The organism is Corynebacterium sp. Z-1 (assembly GCF_031844665.1).
GTDB lineage: Bacteria > Actinomycetota > Actinomycetes > Mycobacteriales > Mycobacteriaceae > Corynebacterium > Corynebacterium sanguinis.
Genome location: NZ_CP134621.1, coordinates 323852 through 342588 on the forward strand (window position 1 = coordinate 323852; position 18737 = coordinate 342588).

Annotated in this window: 11 protein-coding genes and 3 rRNA genes; 5 read left to right on the plus strand and 9 right to left on the minus strand. The window is 60.8% G+C overall.

Annotated features, from left to right (window positions below):
* Positions 1-5 precede the first annotated feature (5 nt).
* The 5 genes from istA to RIU96_RS01570 all read right to left on the minus strand — a co-directional run bounded on the left by istA (position 6) and on the right by RIU96_RS01570 (position 8640).
* Complete coding sequence (gene istA, locus RIU96_RS01550) at positions 6-1646, minus strand: IS21 family transposase (protein ID WP_136650947.1); 1641 nt, start codon at positions 1644-1646, stop codon at positions 6-8.
* A gap of 708 nt (positions 1647-2354) precedes the next feature.
* Positions 2355-2472: ribosomal RNA gene (rrf, locus tag RIU96_RS01555) — 5S ribosomal RNA — on the minus strand.
* A gap of 128 nt (positions 2473-2600) precedes the next feature.
* A 23S ribosomal RNA gene (locus tag RIU96_RS01560) occupies positions 2601-5689 on the minus strand.
* A gap of 479 nt (positions 5690-6168) precedes the next feature.
* Positions 6169-7689 (minus strand): 16S ribosomal RNA (locus RIU96_RS01565).
* The 16S, 23S and 5S rRNA genes sit together here, the layout of an rRNA operon.
* A 576-nt stretch (positions 7690-8265) precedes the next feature.
* Positions 8266-8640, minus strand: a complete 375-nt coding sequence (locus tag RIU96_RS01570) for a GntR family transcriptional regulator (protein WP_136649649.1) — start codon at positions 8638-8640, stop codon at positions 8266-8268.
* Between the two features lie 214 nt (positions 8641-8854).
* On the opposite strand from RIU96_RS01570, the gene RIU96_RS01575 reads away from it, so the two are divergent.
* Positions 8855-10069 (plus strand): NYN domain-containing protein, encoded by a 1215-nt coding sequence (locus RIU96_RS01575; RefSeq protein ID WP_136649650.1) that lies wholly within the window; start codon positions 8855-8857, stop codon positions 10067-10069.
* 62 nt (positions 10070-10131) lie between these two features.
* Here the strand turns inward: RIU96_RS01575 and RIU96_RS01580 are convergent, their stop codons facing one another.
* Positions 10132-10926, minus strand: coding sequence for a PspA/IM30 family protein (locus RIU96_RS01580; protein ID WP_186309926.1), 795 nt, complete (start codon positions 10924-10926; stop codon positions 10132-10134).
* A 109-nt stretch (positions 10927-11035) separates the two neighbouring features.
* On the minus strand, positions 11036-11407 hold the full coding sequence (gene trxA / locus RIU96_RS01585) for a thioredoxin (protein ID WP_136649652.1): 372 nt from the start codon (positions 11405-11407) through the stop codon (positions 11036-11038).
* A gap of 139 nt (positions 11408-11546) precedes the next feature.
* On the opposite strand from trxA, the gene RIU96_RS01590 reads away from it, so the two are divergent.
* The 3 genes from RIU96_RS01590 to RIU96_RS01600 all read left to right on the plus strand — a co-directional run bounded on the left by RIU96_RS01590 (position 11547) and on the right by RIU96_RS01600 (position 15449).
* Positions 11547-11747, plus strand: coding sequence for a heavy-metal-associated domain-containing protein (locus RIU96_RS01590; protein ID WP_144779534.1), 201 nt, complete (start codon positions 11547-11549; stop codon positions 11745-11747).
* A gap of 39 nt (positions 11748-11786) precedes the next feature.
* Complete coding sequence (locus RIU96_RS01595; protein ID WP_311205061.1) at positions 11787-14045, plus strand: heavy metal translocating P-type ATPase; 2259 nt, start codon at positions 11787-11789, stop codon at positions 14043-14045.
* A gap of 69 nt (positions 14046-14114) precedes the next feature.
* Positions 14115-15449 (plus strand): MFS transporter, encoded by a 1335-nt coding sequence (locus RIU96_RS01600; RefSeq protein WP_311205062.1) that lies wholly within the window; start codon positions 14115-14117, stop codon positions 15447-15449.
* On the opposite strand, the gene RIU96_RS01605 is transcribed toward RIU96_RS01600, so the two are convergent.
* Both RIU96_RS01605 and dnaB read right to left on the minus strand, forming a co-directional pair.
* Entirely contained in the window at positions 15446-15637 is a 192-nt protein-coding gene (locus RIU96_RS01605; RefSeq protein WP_136649656.1) for a hypothetical protein, read from the minus strand. The two genes, RIU96_RS01600 and RIU96_RS01605, sit on opposite strands and share 4 nt — an antisense overlap.
* A gap of 96 nt (positions 15638-15733) precedes the next feature.
* Positions 15734-17224 (minus strand): replicative DNA helicase, encoded by a 1491-nt coding sequence (gene dnaB / locus RIU96_RS01610; RefSeq protein WP_311205063.1) that lies wholly within the window; start codon positions 17222-17224, stop codon positions 15734-15736.
* 458 nt (positions 17225-17682) lie between these two features.
* Here dnaB and RIU96_RS01615 point away from each other — a divergent pair, with 458 nt between their 5' ends.
* Positions 17683-18732 (plus strand): NAD(P)-dependent alcohol dehydrogenase, encoded by a 1050-nt coding sequence (locus RIU96_RS01615; RefSeq protein WP_136649658.1) that lies wholly within the window; start codon positions 17683-17685, stop codon positions 18730-18732.
* Positions 18733-18737 lie beyond the last annotated feature (5 nt).

Consider the following 18737-nt stretch of genomic DNA (forward strand, 5'->3'; position numbering starts at 1 on the left):
TGCTTCTACGCCTCCTCACCGAATTCAAGCTCACCGAATTCAAGCTCACTGAACTCGAACGCTGCTTTGCCCCGTACGTGCGACGCCTGGGCTGGTGGTGCGGGACGAGTCACCGGCCTAGTTGACGCGGCAGATGATGTAGGTGATTGCGCACCACCTGTGGCGGTGGCGGTGGTGCGGGTTGCGAGGTCTTTGATGGTGTCGTGGACTTTGCGCACCGACGGGACCATGTGGGAGTCGAGGACGTCTTGGCAGGCTTGTTCAAGCAGGCTGCGGGAGTACTTCTTCGACAGGCTCAGCACGCCAAGGGCGCTATTGTAGGCTTGGGCTTCAACTTGGTGGGCGTGAAACATCTGGCGGATGAGTTCGTAGGTTGCGGCCCCAATACTTTGAGCCCATGACTCAATCCGGCCCTGATCCCACTTCGTGGCCAAGTCCTGGTGCTTTGCCGGCACATGCTCTTTATCTGTGGAGTACTGCATGTTGCCAGGCTTTTTACGGTGGGAAGCGATATGCTCACCCGCGCTGAAGATGTCGACGACATCGTCGAAGATCTGCACGTCGACACTTTTGCCGGCGAAGCTCCACGGCACAGAGTAGAAATGCTTCTCCACTTGGACGTGGTAGTTCACCCCGGCCTTGGCTTTACGCCACGTGGAATACGACCAGCGCTGTTGAGGCAGCGGGCGCAATGCTTCTGCTTCGCTTTCAACAAACAACTGCCTGCGGCTTGCGTTGCGGCCCCGGAATCCTTCCCGGTCGTTGATCCAGTCGACCTGTGCTGCAATAGCGGCGTTGAGAGCGTCGAACGTGGAGAACTCTTGGCCCGATAACGCTTCTGCGACCCAGGTCTGGACGATATCGACCGCCTTTTCCACATGGGCCTTATCCCTGGGTTTACCCGGCCTAGCCGGGGTAATCCCGCAACCGTAGAACTCGGCGAACTGCTGGTAGCGCTCGTTGACTTCACGCACCGTCGCACCACGTGTGATCTGGTTGGTTGCTGTCGAGGCGTTATCGGGCACGATGCGCACCGGCACGCCACCGATATAGTCCAACGCGTCGCGGTGGGCACACAGCCACGACCGCATCCGCATATCCGGCCACGCACTGGCATGGATAAGCCCCGAATGCGGCAGCGACGCCACAAACACATACGCCTGCACAGACACCCCGGTCAACGGGTCAACAACTGCCATGGTTTCCCCGGACCAATCAACGCACAGCTCCTCACCAGGGGCATGGGTCAAAAGCGCAGTCAGGTCGTTGACATCGACGTAGTTTTCAAACAGCGCGCAGAACTGCCGGTAGGAATAATGCTGCTGGCCAGAAGTAGCCTGACGGCGGGTGTATTTATGGTGTTCCACCTTTAACGTCACCCGCTCACCGCGTCGGCGCCGGGCGGCGATGCCTGCGAAATCCGGTTCCACAAACGCATCTGAATCCCGCCGGCGATTATCCGGAAACAACTCCGAAAGCTCCTGCGGCGACAACGCGGTAATCGTGTCCTCGTCCATCCCAGTCGAGCGCAACACCCGACTGGCCTTATCAATACTGCTGCGCGAGCACCCCAAATCCGACGTGATCTGCGACCACGAGCGGCCTTGCACAAGCGCCAGCATGATCAACCTGTAATTGGTGACCACACCAAACTCCTTCCATGGTTACGCGGCCCGCGCGTACACACTGCGCAGGGCCGTCAACCACAGACTGCCAACCCAACTACCCCCGGTACCCGATACACGCACACCCAGTACCCGATACCCGCCCGACCGGTACTAGAAACCGAACCCGGTCACCAAAGGCGGTCCGACTCTGCCGTGGCGGAGTCCGCGATGCGGAGTGGCCGGGGGTGGAGCGCTCTTGGATCGAGCGATGCGTTGGTTCGAGCATCATCTCACTCTGCCGTGGCAGAGTCCGCAGTGCTGACGAGCCGAGAGCGAAGCATGTTGGCGCACCACGAAACGGCTTCGGGAAACGCCACCTAACTCTGCCGCTACAGAGTTGCGAATACTTCGTGCTCGCTTTACTGAGCCGGCACGATGAACTTGTTCCCAACTCTGCCGTGGCGGAGTCCGCGGTGCGGACCAGAGCGCCATCCTGACTCTGTGGTGGCGGAGTTGGTGGAGTCCGCCATGCGGACTAGCCGTGAGAAACACCCTAAAGGCGTGCTGGGTCGGCCGGGTCAAAGGCGGCGCGACTCTGCGGTGGCGGAGTTAGCTGTAGGAACCAATCAGGCAACCCAGGTGTTGTGGGCAAAAGCAGAACGCACCCCCCGACCACCGAGTTGTTGCCCTTTGTTGGGGGCTTGCTTCCTGTGGTTGGGGGGTGCGATTGTTGTTGTTAAGTTGTTGGGTCGGCGGTAACTTACTCTCCCACCCCCTCCCGGGGGCAGTACCATCAGCGCGGGCGGGCTTAGCTTCCGGGTTCGGAATGGGTCCGGGCGTTTCCCCGCCGCCATCAACCACCGACACAATCGTGGGGTACACATATTCTATTGTTGTTGTGACACTGCCACCGTGCTGTTAACGGTGGTGGGGGGTGTGGTGTGTCAGATACTGCATAGTGGACGCGTCGCACACACACTTTTGGTGTGGTGTTTGTGTTTTTTGTTGGTGTATTAGTACCAGTCACCTTCAACGGTTGCCCGCCTTCTAGATCTGGCCTATCAACCCCATAGTCTGTGGGGAACCTCAAAAGAAACCTCATCTTAAAACAGGCTTCCCGCTTAGATGCTTTCAGCGGTTATCCCTTCCGTACGTAGCCAACCAGCCGTGCTCCTGGCGGAACAACTGGCACACCAGAGGTACGTCCGTCCCGGTCCTCTCGTACTAGGGACAGCCTTCTTCAAGTTTCAACGCGCGCGGCGGATAGAGACCGAACTGTCTCACGACGTTCTGAACCCAGCTCGCGTGCCGCTTTAATGGGCGAACAGCCCAACCCTTGGGACCTACTCCAGCCCCAGGATGCGACGAGCCGACATCGAGGTGCCAAACCATCCCGTCGATATGGACTCTTGGGGAAGATCAGCCTGTTATCCCCGGGGTACCTTTTATCCGTTGAGCGACACCACTTCCACACGTTGGTGCCGGATCACTAGTCCCGACTTTCGTCCCTGCTCGACATGTACGTCTCACAGTCAAGCTCCCTTGTGCACTTACACTCTTACACCTGATTGCCAACCAGGCTGAGGGAACCTTTGGGCGCCTCCGTTACTCTTTGGGAGGCAACCGCCCCAGTTAAACTACCCACCAGGCACTGTCCCCAACCCAGATCATGGGCCAAGGTTAAGGTATCCACTACGGTCAGAGTGGTATTTCAACAACGACTCCACCACCACTAGCGTGACGGCTTCACAGTCTCCCACCTATCCTACACAAACCGCACCGAACACCAATACCAAGCTATAGTGAAGGTCCCGGGGTCTTTTCGTCCTGCCGCGCGAAACGAGCATCTTTACTCGTACTGCAATTTCACCGGGCCTGTGGTTGAGACAGCAGGGGAGTCGTTACGCCATTCGTGCAGGTCGGAACTTACCCGACAAGGAATTTCGCTACCTTAGGATGGTTATAGTTACCACCGCCGTTTACTGGGGCTTAAATTCTCCGCTTCGAACCACAAGGGCTCTAACAGGTCCTCTTAACCTTCCAGCACCGGGCAGGCGTCAGTCCGTATACATCAACATCACGTCTTCGCACGGACCTGTGTTTTTGATAAACAGTCGCTCCCCTCTATTCTCTGCGACCCCCACCAGCACAACAACCGTAAAAGCTGCGCACCGGTAGAGGTCCCCCTTCTCCCGAAGTTACGGGGGTATTTTGCCGAGTTCCTTAACCACAGTTCACCCGACCGCCTTAGTATTCTCTACCTGACTACCTGTGTCGGTTTCGGGTACGGGCCGTGTACACACTCGCTAGAGGCTTTTCTCGGCAGTACAGGATCACCTACATCACCCCTTAAGGGGCTACGCATCACGCCTCACACTTTGTGACAACAAGCATTTCACTCATCGTCGTGCCACACGCTTACACCACAATCCAATAAGTGGCTAGGCTACCTCACTGCGTCACCCCATCACTGGGCTACTACGGTTTAGGCCCCACGCATCACACACCACCGATCAACCCCCGAAGGGATCATCATATGGTGCGGTCAGGGTGGTTAGTATCACCGATTCACCCTTGGGCGCATATACACGGGTACGGGAATATCAACCCGTTAACCATCGACTACGCCTGTCGGCCTCGCCTTAGGACCCGACTCACCCTGGGAAGACGAACTTGACCCAGGAACCCTTAGTCATCCGGCGGATAAGATTCTCACTTATCACTCGTTACTCATGCCTGCATTCTCACTCGTGTACAGTCCACAACCCCTTACAGTATTGCTTCACCCCATACACGACGCTCCCCTACCCACACAAAAATAGTGTGCCGCGGCTTCGGCGGTGTACTTGAGCCCCACTGAATTGTCGGCGCAGAACCACTCGACCAGTGAGCTATTACGCACTCTTTCAAGGATGGCTGCTTCTAAGCCAACCTCCTGGCTGTCTTCGCGATCCCACATCCTTTTCCACTTAGTACACCCTTAGGGGCCTTAACCGGCGATCTGGGCTGTTTCCCTCTCGACTATGAAGCTTATCCCCCACAGTCTCACTGCCATAGAACACTTAAACCGGCATTCGGAGTTTGGCTGACATTGCTAAGATGATAGTCCCGCTCAACCAACCAGTAGCTCTACCTCCGGCAAGTTACTACAACGCTGCACCTAAATGCATTTCGGGGAGAACCAGCTATCACGGAGTTTGATTGGCCTTTCACCCCTACCCACAACTCATCCCCTCAGTTTTCAACCTAAGTGGGTTCGCGCCTCCACAACCTCTTACAGCTGCTTCACACTGGCCATGGGTAGATCACCCCGCTTCGGGTCCAGGACATGCCACTAACACACCCTTATTAGGATTCGCTTTCGCTACGGCTACCCCACACAACGGGTTAACCTCGCGACATGCCGCTGACTCGCAGGCTCATTCTTCAAAAGGCACGCCATCACACACACGAGGTGCTCTGACGGATTGTAAGCGCACGGTTTCAGGAACTATTTCACTCCCCTCCCGGGGTACTTTTCACCATTCCCTCACGGTACTATCCACTATCGGTCACACTGAGTATTTAGGCTTACCGGGTGGTCCCGGCAGATTCACAGCAGATTCCACGAGCCCGCTGCTACTCGGGACACAATCAACGCACACATTGCATGTTTTCACGTACAGGGGCTCTCACCCACTACGGCGCACCATCCCAAGTGACTTCCGCTAACACACAACACACACGCACCAAGTCGACAGCCCTGGTAACAATCACATCCCACAACCCCACACACGCAACCCCTGCCAGGTATCACACGCACATGGTTTAGCCTCATCCACGTTCGCTCGCCGCTACTAGCAGAATCATTATTATTTTCCTCTCCTGCGGGTACTGAGATGTTTCACTTCCCCGCGTACACCCCCACACAAGCTATGAATTCACCTGCGGGTAACACCACACAACTGGTGCTGGGTTTCCCCATTCGGACATCCTCGGATCAACGCTTAGTTGGCAACTCCCCGAGGCATAACGCAGCCTCACACGTCCTTCATCGGCTCAGCATGCCAAGGCATCCACCGTACGCCCTTGATAAAAAACACTACAAAACACACACACAAAAAATAAAGATGCTCGCGTCCACTATACAGTTCTCACACACCACACCCCAACCCCCCCACCCGTGCACACACGCACACAAGCAAAAGACACCAGGATCACAAGGAAACAACACACGTGCTGCCCCAGACACCCAACAGCATGCCAACAACTTCCCACACAACCACACCCAACCACCACAAAAAACAGCAGAGTAGGTGCCGGCCGTATGCGTTTTTGTTTGCTTCACACGGTTCATCACATATCAGTGCACACCAACACGTGGCGCACCCACACACCACCAACACGCATCACAGGCCCACCATCGAAGTAGCACCCCACGTGCCAGTAGCGGGTGTCTCCACAACTGGACATTTCATTTGAAAAACAGGTGGCAGGTACACACTCGGCACCTCAACCACCACACCACACACCCCAACACAGTCAGAATAAGTGTGGTGTGTAAAAAATATAAGCTCCTTAGAAAGGAGGTGATCCAGCCGCACCTTCCGGTACGGCTACCTTGTTACGACTTCGTCCCAATCGCCGATCCCACCTTCGACAGCTCCCTAACAGGTTTAGGCCACTGGCTTCGGGTGTTACCAACTTTCATGACGTGACGGGCGGTGTGTACAAGGCCCGGGAACGTATTCACCGCAGCGTTGCTGATCTGCGATTACTAGCGACTCCGACTTCATGGGGTCGAGTTGCAGACCCCAATCCGAACTACGACCGGCTTTAGAGCGATTAGCTTCACCTCACAGTGTCGCACACGCGTTGTACCGACCATTGTAGCATGTGTGAAGCCCTGGACATAAGGGGCATGATGATTTGACGTCATCCCCACCTTCCTCCGAGTTAACCCCGGCAGTCTCTCATGAGTCCCCACCATCACGTGCTGGCAACATAAGACAAGGGTTGCGCTCGTTGCGGGACTTAACCCAACATCTCACGACACGAGCTGACGACAACCATGCACCACCTGTACACCAACCACAAGGGAAAACGCATCTCTGCGCCGATCTGGTGTATGTCAAGCCCAGGTAAGGTTCTTCGCGTTGCATCGAATTAATCCACATGCTCCGCCGCTTGTGCGGGCCCCCGTCAATTCCTTTGAGTTTTAGCCTTGCGGCCGTACTCCCCAGGCGGGGCGCTTAATGCGTTAGCTACGGCACGAACCCCGTGGAAGGGACTCACACCTAGCGCCCACCGTTTACGGCATGGACTACCAGGGTATCTAATCCTGTTCGCTACCCATGCTTTCGCTCCTCAGCGTCAGTTACTGCCCAGAGACCTGCCTTCGCCATCGGTGTTCCTCCTGATATCTGCGCATTTCACCGCTACACCAGGAATTCCAGTCTCCCCTACAGCACTCAAGTTATGCCCGTATCGCCTGCCATCCCACAGTTAAGCCGTGGACTTACACAAACGACGCGACAAACCACCTACGAGCTCTTTACGCCCAGTAATTCCGGACAACGCTCGCACCCTACGTATTACCGCGGCTGCTGGCACGTAGTTAGCCGGTGCTTCTTATCCAGGTACCGTCACTTTCGCTTCGTCCCTGACGAAAGGAGTTTACAACCCGAAGGCCGTCATCCCCCACGCGGCGTCGCTGCATCAGGCTTGCGCCCATTGTGCAATATTCCCCACTGCTGCCTCCCGTAGGAGTCTGGGCCGTATCTCAGTCCCAATGTGGCCGTACACCCTCTCAGGCCGGCTACCCGTCGACGCCTTGGTAGGCCATTACCCCACCAACAAGCTGATAGGCCGCGAGCTCATCCCATACCGCAAAAGCTTTCCAACCACACACCCACATGTGATTCCTATCCGGTATTAGACCCAGTTTCCCAAGCTTATCCCGAAGTACAGGGCAGATCACCCACGTGTTACTCACCCGTTCGCCACTCGAGTACCACAGCAAGCTGTGGCCTTTCCGTTCGACTTGCATGTGTTAAGCACGCCGCCAGCGTTCATCCTGAGCCAGGATCAAACTCTCCACAAAAAAGAAGAAATTCAGAACTCGTGAAAAGCCCAAACCCAACAAAAACAAACCACACCACCCCACAAGAAAAACCTGCGAGGCAGTACTGGCAAAACCTTCAATTCAAAAATATTTACCGTGCAACCCCAACACAGACCATGCGCATCCAACGAGGAAAACCACACAACCCATGCATCAAACAAGGCCACACCCGCGATTCATTACGATCAAACCGCACACCATGACACAAACTAACGTGCGCCACAGGGTGACATCGCCATCAAAGGTTCACGACACCACCACCAGCACACACCCACCCACACCACAGTGCAGGCCAGGCACGCCACAATGCACACCACAACAAACCACAAACAAAAACAAAAAAGTACATTGGCACACTATCGAGTTCTCACACAACACACGCACACCCAACCAGCCGCGACACTAATCGCAACCAATCAAAGGAGGCACCAGCGGTAGTTTTCCTGTCCGCCATCTCACCAGAACTCACTCCGGCGGGGCGTTGTCGGTCTCGCTGACTCACACAAAGTTACACACCCCCACAACCAAACACAAACCCCCAGGCAAAACAGGGTTTTAACGATACATGCCACGGCTTGCAGCAACGCGGCCAACGAGGTCTCTCAAGTCGTCGGCGGAGTACCCCAGGCGCAGCGCTTCATCAATCATGGGCGCGATGAAATCGCCGGCGAATCCCTCACGACGCTGCGCAAGAATCACCTCCCGAGCCTGCGGAGTGACAAACATTCCTATGCCCCGTCGCTTCTCCAACACGCCGTCGTCGACAAGCAAGCTCAAGCCTTTTCGCGCGGTGGCGGGATTGATTTCGTGAAACGTTGCGAGCTCGTTGGTAGAGGGCGCTCGCTGTCCGGGCTTTACAGAGCCCTCCATGATGAGGTCTTGAATGAAGGTGGCTACCTGCGCGTAAAGCGGCTCGATATCCAGGTTCACAAGCACCTCGCTTCGCCCAAGGTTAGTTAGTTGACTAACTAACCATACCGCGTTGGAACGAATCCGTTCGGTTATTCGTTGAGAAGGTACAACCAGCTGCAAATTCCACATCCGACCAGTTCACGGCATGCGCCGTGACTAGTGGGACATGGATAAGGCACACTGGGAGTGGACAAATACAGATTTAGAACCAAAGATTCAGAATTTAGGAGCCATGCTTGAACGCACACTCGTGTTCGTCGACACTTCATATCTACTCGCGAGCTTTTACAACTCGTGGGAAATCGGCGCCCGCGCACAGTTAGAAATCGACCTCCCGGAGGTGGTGGCCACCCTCGGTGGCATGATCTCGCACCAGCTCCACCAACCAATTCACCGCCAATACTGGTACGACGGCATCCCCGATTCGGGCCCGCACCGCTACCAGCGCGCTCTGCGCACATGCGATGGCGTGCAACTGCGGACCGGGCAGCTCATCGAGTGGGGTGAGCGACGTACGCAAAAGGGCGTCGATACGCGCCTCGTCGCAGACCTCGTCGTCAACGCTTCTCGCCAGCAGTTCACGGACTTCGTCCTGCTTTCGGGCGACGCGGACATGATCCCGGGGGTGGAGGAAGCGACGGGCTTCGGTGTCCGCGTGCACCTCTACGGGTTCGGCTGGGATTCGATGTCGACCGCGCTGCGCCATTCCTGCGACTCGACAACCATCCTCGATCCCCGCGAAGATTTCGCGGACGCCATGCAGCTTCAGGTCCTCGAGGGCCCGTTGCCGCCCATCATCCGTGAGCGCCCGCTTAACGACGCCGAGCCGATCGACGGCGACCTCGGCCCCACGGTCGTCCCCGGATTCGCGCCAGACCCCTTGCAACACGACGAGGAGATGCCCGAAGAGCAGGCCAAACCCGTCGAACAGCCGGTGGAGACGCCGGCCACTGAAGTCGAGGAGCCGACCGACCGCTCCGCACCGGACCCTTGCGACGAGCCCTCCGAGGCCGAGGTCGAGGCAACCAACGAGGCCAACAAGCCCGGTGGCCGCAGGCAGCCGGACGGCCCGTCGCCGCTCGACGTCGCGAGCAGCTCGCCGAAACCCACCCCGAAGCCGTCGATGATGGCGCCACGTCGCAAGCTGCGGTCGCGCTACGTCCCGCTCCCTGAGGAGGTGTGGACGTCCGCCGGGTTCCAAACGCCGTTTGAGGTGGGCCAACAGTACGCGACGTGGTGGTACGACAACGCCGCTTCCGCCGAGCAGCGCGACAAAGCCCACGTCCTATCCGGCGGCGGTCTGCCGCCCGAGATCGACCGGCCACTTCTGCAGTTCGCGTGCGAAACCCTGCACGAATACACGCTCAGCGAACACCAGCGCGTCAACCTGCGCGATGGTTTTCACTCCGGAATACGCGGAGTGCTGCTGAGCATTCACCGCCGCTAGGGCAATAGGGCACGAAAAAGCGGGTCTGACGGAAGAAATCACCGCCAGGCCCGCTTTTCGCTCTATTTCGGCTCGTCGCCCTTTTCGACGTCGCCCTTTTCGGCATCAACTTCGTCCGCTGGCGCCTCGATCTCCGGCGTGCCCATAGAGGCGCGGATTTCTGCGAGACGGCTGGAGGCGGCGATGTCGCTGCCGGCGGATTCGATTTCCGCGACGCGATCCGTCATGGAGCCCTTCGCCAGCTCCTGGGCGCCGAGCGCGTCCGCGTAACGACGCTCAATCTTGTCGCGCACCCCATCGAGCGTCGGCACGTTATCGCTGCCGCCGAACTGGTTCATCGAATCCATGGCGGAGACGGTCTGCTCCTGCATCTTCGCCTGGTTCAGCTGCGACTCAAGCTGCGAAACCTGTCCTAGCTGCTCCTGGAGCCGCGCCTCCGATTCCTTCTGCTTCTGCTGCGCCTCGGACGCGGCCTGCTCGGCGGCGGCGTGGGCCTGCTTCGTCTGCTCCAGATCCTGCTCGACGGAAACCAGCTGGGAGGCGATGACCTCCGCGGTGTCGTTGTACTGCTGGGCCTTCTCGGCGTCACCCTCGGCGGATGCCTTGTCCGCAGCCTGAAGCGCGGTGCGCGCCTTCTGCTGCAGGTCCTCCTGAGATTTGAGCAGGCGTTCAAGCTTCATCTGCAGCTGGTTGCGGTTGCCGATAATGTTCGCCGCGTGCTGGCTCAGCTCCGCGTGCTGCTTCTTCGCACCCTCGACGGCCTGCTGGATCTGGACCTTCGGATCCGCGTTCTCATCAATCTTGGTGTCGAAGGACTGCATCAAGTACTTCCAGCCCTTGCTGAACGGGTTTGCCATGGCTATCAATCCTTTCATCGGTAGCTAACAGGGTCTTAGTCTACGCAAAAAAGCGCACCCACCACGTTGTCGGTGGGTGCGCTCGGGCTTGCAGGTGGCCGCTTGGCAGTTACGCCTGATTGTTGTTCTGCTCGGCGATCTGGCGGCGGACCTCGTCCATATCAAGAGCCTTCACCTGGCTGACAAGGTCCTCGAACGCTGCCGGGGGCAGAGCACCGGACTGGCGGAAGACCATGATGCCGTCACGAAACGCCATCAGGGTGGGGATCGCCTGGATCTCCAGCGCTGCCGCGATCTGCGGGTTTGCCTCAGTGTCCAGCTTGGCAAAGGTGGCGTCCGGGTGCGCCTCGGAAACCTTCTCGAAGGTCGGGGCGAACGCCTTGCAGGGCCCGCACCATTCCGCCCACGCGTCGACGATAACGGTTCCCTCAGCGGAAACAGTCTGCTCGAAAGTGTCCTCGGTGACGTCGATGGTTGCCATGAAAGTGTCTCCTTAAGAGGTTGGTTTGTCTGAACGTGTCAGTTCACTTGGTTCCAACCCTAACAACCACGTCGGTATTCCCGGTTACCATGGCAGTCACGTAACACCGATGCAGGATCAGCGAAAGGATTTAAGAGCAATGGCAGTTCGCCAGTTCAACGTAGATGGAATGACCTGTGGCCACTGCGAGGCCAGCGTTAAGGAAGAAGTGCTTGAGGTCGCCGGCGTCACCGGCGCCACGGTGGATCACACCACCGGGGTGCTCGAGGTGACGGGCGAGGGTTTTTCTGCGGAGGAGATCTCCAAGGCCGTCCACGAGGCCGGGTATTCGCTGGCCTAGACCTTGAGTCATACCCCCCAGGGGTATAGGGTAAGTGGTATGACCGCCCCGAATCTCCCAGCCCTCGAGCACCTCCAGCTCGGCGTAACAGGCATGACCTGCACGTCGTGCTCCTCGCGCGTGCAGCGCAAGCTGAACAAGCTCGACGGCGTCGAGGCGACAGTCAACTACTCCACCGAAACCGCCACGGTCGACTTCGACCCCTCCAAGGCCGATACGGAGACGCTGATCAGCACCATCCGCGGCGCAGGCTACGACGCGTTCGCGATGAGCGCCGAGGCGAGCTCCGATGACGTCGAGGGGGCGTCGTCAAGCGATGCCCGCGATGACGCGCGCGAGCGCTCGGCGGCCCAGCTGCGGTTTACCGTGATTTGGTGCGCGATCATCTCGCTGCCGGTGATGCTGGTCTCCATGATCCCGGCCTGGCAGTTTCTCAACTGGCAGTGGGCGGCGCTTGCCGCGACAACGCTGGTGTTTTTCGCAGGTGGCGCGGTCTTCCACCGCAACACCCTGATCAACCTGCGCCACAGCACGACGACAATGGACACGCTGATCACGCTCGGCACCTCGGCGGCGTACCTGTGGTCGGTGTGGGCGCTTTTCATCGGCAACGCCGGCGAGCCCGGGATGACCATGGAGATGAGCCTGCTTCCGGGCGAGGCGCACTCGGCGATGGACGAGATTTACTTGGAGACCGTCTGCGTTGTCATCACGTTCCTCCTGCTCGGGCGGTGGTTCGAGGTGAGGGCGAAGGGGCGGTCCTCGCAGGCGCTGCGCGACCTTCTGAGCATGGGCGCAAAGGAAGCGGCCGTGCTCAAAGACGGCGCTGAGGTGCGTATCCCCGCCGACCAGCTCGCCGTCAGCGACCGCTTCGTGGTCCGGCCCGGCGAGAAGATTCCCACGGACGGCCGGGTCATTTCCGGGCGCTCGGCGGTGGACGAATCCATGCTCACCGGCGAATCCGTCCCCGTTGAAGTCGCCGAGGGCGACGCCGTCACCGGGGCCACCCTCAACACGTCCGGGCGCCTCATCGTCGAGGCGACCCGCGTCGGCTCGGAGACGGCGCTCGCGCACATCGCCAAGCTTGTCACCGACGCCCAGGCCGGCAAGGCCCCGGTCGAGCGGCTCGTTGATCGCATCTCGCGCGTCTTCGTACCCACAGTCATCGCCATCGCCGCGATCTCGCTGATCGCCCACCTCGTTGCCGGCCGCGACACGGTGGAGGCCTTCACCGCCGCGGTGGCCGTGCTCATCATCGCCTGCCCCTGCGCGCTCGGCCTGGCCACGCCCACGGCGATCCTGGTGGGCACCGGCCGCGGTGCTCAGCTGGGCCTGCTGATCAAGGGCCCCGAGGTGTTGGAATCCACCCGCCAGGTGGACACCATCGTGCTGGATAAAACTGGCACGATCACCACCGGCGACATGGGGCTGGACCGCGTCACCGCCGCACCCGGGTGGGAGGAAGCGGATGTGCTCTCGCTCGCCGCGGCGGTGGAGGCGGGCTCCGAGCACCCCATCGCCCGCGCGATTGTCGACGCCGCCAGCAACGTGCCCGTGGCGACGTCGTTTAGCAACGAGGCTGGGTACGGGGTGAGCGCACGTATCGACGCCCGCACCGTGCGCGTAGGACGCCCCGCCAGCGCGCTGGGCACCCTGGATCCGGCGTTTCGCGCCGCGCAAGAAGCGGGGGCAACCGCCGTGGTCGTCGAGGTTGACGGGGACATTGCCGGGATTATCTCGGTGCGCGACACCGTCAAGCCCAGCTCCGCCGCCGCGATCGCGCAGTTGCGCGAGCTCGGCTTAGAGCCGCACATGCTCACCGGTGACAACGCCGGCGCTGCCCGCGCCGTGGCCGCGGAGGTCGGCATCGCCCCCGGCTCCGTGACCGCCGGGGTGATGCCAGAGGGCAAGGTCACCGCCGTCAAGGAGCTCCAAGACGCCGGCCGGCGCGTGGCTATGGTGGGCGACGGCGTCAACGACGCGGCGGCGCTCGCACAAGCCGACCTCGGCCTGTCCATGGGCGCCGGGGCCGACGTGGCGATCGAGGCCTCCGACATCACCGTCATGCACGACTCGCTCGTCGCCATCGTCGACGCCATCAGGCTTTCCCGGCGCACACTGGGCACGATCAAGGGCAACCTCTTCTGGGCGTTCGCCTACAACGTGGTGCTCATCCCCGTCGCCGCGGCCGGGTTCCTCAACCCGATGCTCGCTGGAATCGCGATGGCGTTTTCCTCCGTGTTCGTCGTGGCAAACTCGCTGCGCTTGCGCACCTTCCGCTCTGTATCGGTCAAGTAGCGCCCGGCAGGCTTTAAGTGTGAGCGACAGACTCAGGGACTGCCCCGTGCGCGTGTAGCATGACCGTCTGTGAGTTCAACGACCCCAGACCACGTTACCCCGGCCGACGTGACGCGCGCTGAGCGGCTCGACCGCCTGCCCGTCACGCCAAAGCACCGACGCCTGCTGTTCGGGTCCGGCATCGGCTGGGCGCTCGACGCGATGGACATCGGGTTAGTTTCCTTCATCATCGCAGCACTTGCCGTGCACTGGGACCTAGACAGGACCACGACGTCGTGGATCGCGTCCATCGGCTTCATCGGGATGGCCATCGGTGCCACCCTCGGGGGCCTGCTCGCTGACAAGTTTGGGCGTCGCCAAGTTTTCGCCGCAACCCTGCTCATCTACGGCATCGCTACGGGTGCGTCCGCCCTCGCCACATCGGTGGGCGTGCTTATGGTGTTGCGCTTCGTTGTCGGGCTGGGCCTCGGCGGGGAACTGCCCGTGGCCTCGACGCTGGTCAGCGAGTTCTCACCGCGGCGCGTGCGCGGACGCATGGTGGTGTTGCTCGAGGCCTTCTGGGCCGTGGGCTGGATCGCCGCAGCGATCATCGGCACCTTCGTCGTCGCCCGCGGGGAAGACGGCTGGCGCTGGGGCCTCGCCTTGGGCGCGGTCCCCGCGGTCTACGCCATCGTCGTGCGCCTGGGCCTGCCAGAGTCCGTCCGGTTCCTCGAGTCGCGCGGTCGCCACGACGAGGCGGAAGCTACCGTTCAGTCTTTTGAAGCGCAGACCACGCCCGAACACTACGACACCGCGCCCGCCACCGCCCCGGAGACGGTGCACGGTGGGATCTGGGGCCCGACGCTGCGCGGGCGCACCCTGTCGTTCTGGATCGTCTGGTTCTGCGTCTCGCTCGCCTACTACGGCGCGTTCATCTGGATCCCCTCGCTCCTGGTAGCGCAGGGCTTCACCCTAGTGAAATCCTTCACCTTCACGCTGATCATCACCATCGCCCAGCTACCCGGCTACGCTGCCGCTGCCTGGCTGATCGAAGTGTGGGGACGACGCAAAACGCTGGCAGGGTTCCTTGCAGGCTCGGCGGTCTCGGCGGTGCTCTACGGGCTCGCATCAGCCGAGTGGCAGATCATCGCCGCCGGCTGCATGCTATCGTTCTTCAACCTCGGCGCTTGGGGCGCGCTCTACGCCATCGGCCCGGAGCTCTACCCCACGGCGGTACGCGCCACGGGCACCGGCGCAGGAGCCGCCTTCGGGCGCATCGGTTCGATCATTGCCCCCCTGATCGTTCCGCTGCTTTTAGATTTCCGCGGGCCGATCGCGGTGTTCAGCGTGTTCGCGGCGGCGTTTGCGATCGCGTGCGTCGCGGCTTTTACGCTGCCGGAGCAGCGCGGCCGAGCGTTGAACTAGCTGAACAGGCCCTTGAGACGCTTGCCCAGGCCACGGCGGCTCGGCACGGCCTCATCGAGCGCGTCGATGTCACGGGGCAAGTTGTAGAGCACCGTGGAGTTGCCGGTGTCGGCCACCGTGATGGCGTCGTCGAGGCTAGCGACCGTGCGCGCGCACGGTTCGGAGGCGTTGATGCGGCGCACAGTCATTGCTTTCTCCTTCGCGTGAGTTCTTCTTGTAGAACACTTGTAGGACTCCGAGAATAATCCAGTTCCCCGCCCCTGTCACCGCAGGTTAGCCTTTGCTTAGTAGCCCGATGACCCCACCACGCCCGAGGCCATGTTGACGAACCTGGAGTAGTGGAGCTGGTGCGCCACCGTGATCGTGGCAATCGGCCCGCCGCGGTGCTTGGCCACGATGATGTCGGCTTCGCCCTGGCGCTCGTCGTCAGGCGATTGCGAGTCGGGCCGGTAGAGCAGGAACACCATGTCCGCGTCCTGCTCGAGCGAGCCAGATTCGCGCAGGTCCGCGAGCTGGGGGCGCTTATCCGTGCGCGCCTCCGGGCCGCGGTTGAGCTGCGAGATCGCGATCACGGGGACCTCAAGTTCTTTTGCTAGCAGCTTGAGCTGTCGGGAGAACTCTGAAACCTCCTGCTGGCGCGACTCCACCTTGCGCCCGGAGCTCATCAGCTGCAGGTAGTCCAGCACGACGAGGTCAAGGCCGTGCTGCTGTTTCAACTTGCGGGCTTTGGTGCGGATCTCCATCATCGTCAGGTTCGGGGAGTCGTCGATAAACAGCGGGGCATCCTGGATCTCGGAAAGCCGGGTGGTCAGCTTCTCCCAGTGGGCTTCCTCCATCCGCCCGGAACGCATGGCGGCCAGCGGGATTTCGGTCTCCGCGGACAGCATGCGCATGATGATCTCGGAGGCGCTCATCTCCAGAGAGAAGATCACGGACGTCTTGCCCTGGTTGATCGAGCAGGAACGCATGAAGTCCAGCGCCAGGGTTGACTTACCCACGCCGGGGCGCGCGGCGACGATCACCATCTGCCCTCCGTGCAAGCCGTTGGTCAGCTCGTCGAGGTCGATGAAGCCGGTGGGCACGCCCAGCTCCAGCCCGCCCCCGCTGGCGATCGAGGTCAGCTCGTCGATCGTCGGCTTCAGCAGGTCGGAGAGCACGCGATAGTCCGCGGAGGCTTCCTTGCGGGACACGTTGAAGATCTCCTGCTGGGCGCGGTCGACGAGGGCTTCGACCTCCATGCCCTCCTCGCCCTCGTAGCCGAGCTGGACGACGTTCGTACCAGCGTTGACCAGCTGCCGCAGCAGCGACTTCTCGGCGACAATTTCGGCATAGTAGCGGGCGTTCGCCGCCGTGGGCACCTCGGAGATCAAGGTGTGCAGGTAGGGTGCGCCGCCGACGCGCTCGAGCTGGTTGAGCCTGTCGAGCTGCCCCGCGACAATGAGGACGTCGACGTTGGCGCCGCCTGAGAAGAGCTGCAGGATTGCGCTGAAAATCAGCTGGTGGGAGGGGAAGTAGAAGTCCTCGGCCCGCAGCTCGTTGGAGACTTCGATGATGGTGTCGGGGCTGAGCAGCATCGCGCCGATCACGCCGCGCTCGGCGCGCTCATCGTGCGGCGGCTGACGGTACTCGCGCAGGTCATCGCGCGAGCGGTTGAAGTTCGACCCGCCGCGGTAACGGCTTGACCCGCTGCGGGAAGAATCCGCGGCATCGTCTTCGGGCTCTGGGGGAACCACGTAATCATCGTCGAAGCTCGCGGCCCCGTCACCTGCTGCCATCGCGCACCTTCCCTACCGTTTGGTTGAACCGGCCCTGATCTTACAGGCCGCCTCCGACGCCCCTGACCGCGTTCGGGCCCAGACATTTAGTTATCCACAGGGTCTGTGCACAAACTACCCGTCGGACGGGTCGGGATCCACACCTAGGCACAACACCTGTGGACAACGTGTGGATAGACCGCAGCCTATCCTGCGGTTTCTTCCCAAACGCGCACGTTAAACGTTTTATATTCACCGTGCTACGGGAGTGCGGTAATAGTGGATAACCCCGTCCACCTGCTGGTTTGACAGAGCGTTGAAAAGCAGCTAACTGCCCTGAAGCGAGTGCGCGATGGGCGCTTATCCACAGGTTTTCGGGCTGGGGCAGCCATTGAGAACAACCGCTTTCACCTGCGGTTTTTCGGTAGCCTGGCAAGTGGGCAAAAGATTTTGTCCACAAACACAGACAGGAGCCAGACATGAAAGCCGTCCGCCACATCGGGTACCACACCTTCCCCGAATTTAAAGACGTAGACAAGCCCACCCCGGGCCCCGGAGAGGTCCTATTGAAGGTCGCCGGCGCAGGAGCCTGTCACTCCGACGTGGCCATCTTCAACGAGTTCGACGAGGGCCTTAACCCGCAGATGGACCCGGAATTCACCCTTGGGCACGAGAACACCGGCTGGGCCGAGGAGCTCGGCGAGGGCGTTGCCGGCATCGAGCTCGGCGCCGCCTACCTCGTCTACGGCCCCGTTGGCTGCGGCATCTGCCGCGCCTGCACCCGCGGCCAGGACACCTACTGCGAGAACGCGGCCGAAATGGACTACGCCGGAATCGGCCTCGGGCGCGACGGCGGCATGGCCGAGTACGTCGTCGTCCCGGCGCGCAACCTCGTGCCGCTCGGCGACGCCGACCCGATTAACGCCGCGCCGCTTGCCGACGCTGCGCTGACGCCCTACCACGCCATCAAGCTCGCCTTGCCGCACCTCAACGGCGGTGGAAAGTACGCGCTCGTCATCGGCCTCGGCGGCCTGGGGTTGATCGGCGTGCAGATCCTTAAGGCACTCACCGGCGCCACCATCATCGCCACCGATATGAAGGAAGACGCGATGGCACAGGCTGAGAAGCGCGGCGCCATCCCCGTTGCTGGTGGCGAGGGCCAGGTCGAGCGGATCCGTGAGATCACGGGCGGCAATGGCGTCAACGCCGCGTTCGACTTCGTCGGCATCGGCGCGACCGTGACCACGGCGATGCGCTCGGTGGCGCGCCAGGGACGCGTCACCATCGTCGGCATCGGCAACCAATCGCCCTACGAGTGGGCGTTTCTGAGCACGCCGTACGAGGCGGAGCTGGTGAACACCTACTGGGGCACCGTCGAGGAGCTCCACGAAGTCGTGGATATGTACAAGGCGGGCCAGATCGAGCCGCAGGTGACCACCTACCCGCTGGATAAAGCGCTCGAGGCCTACCAGGCGCTGGTGGACGGCGAGATCTCCGGCCGCGCCGTGATCGTCCCGCACGCCGAGTAAGCCAC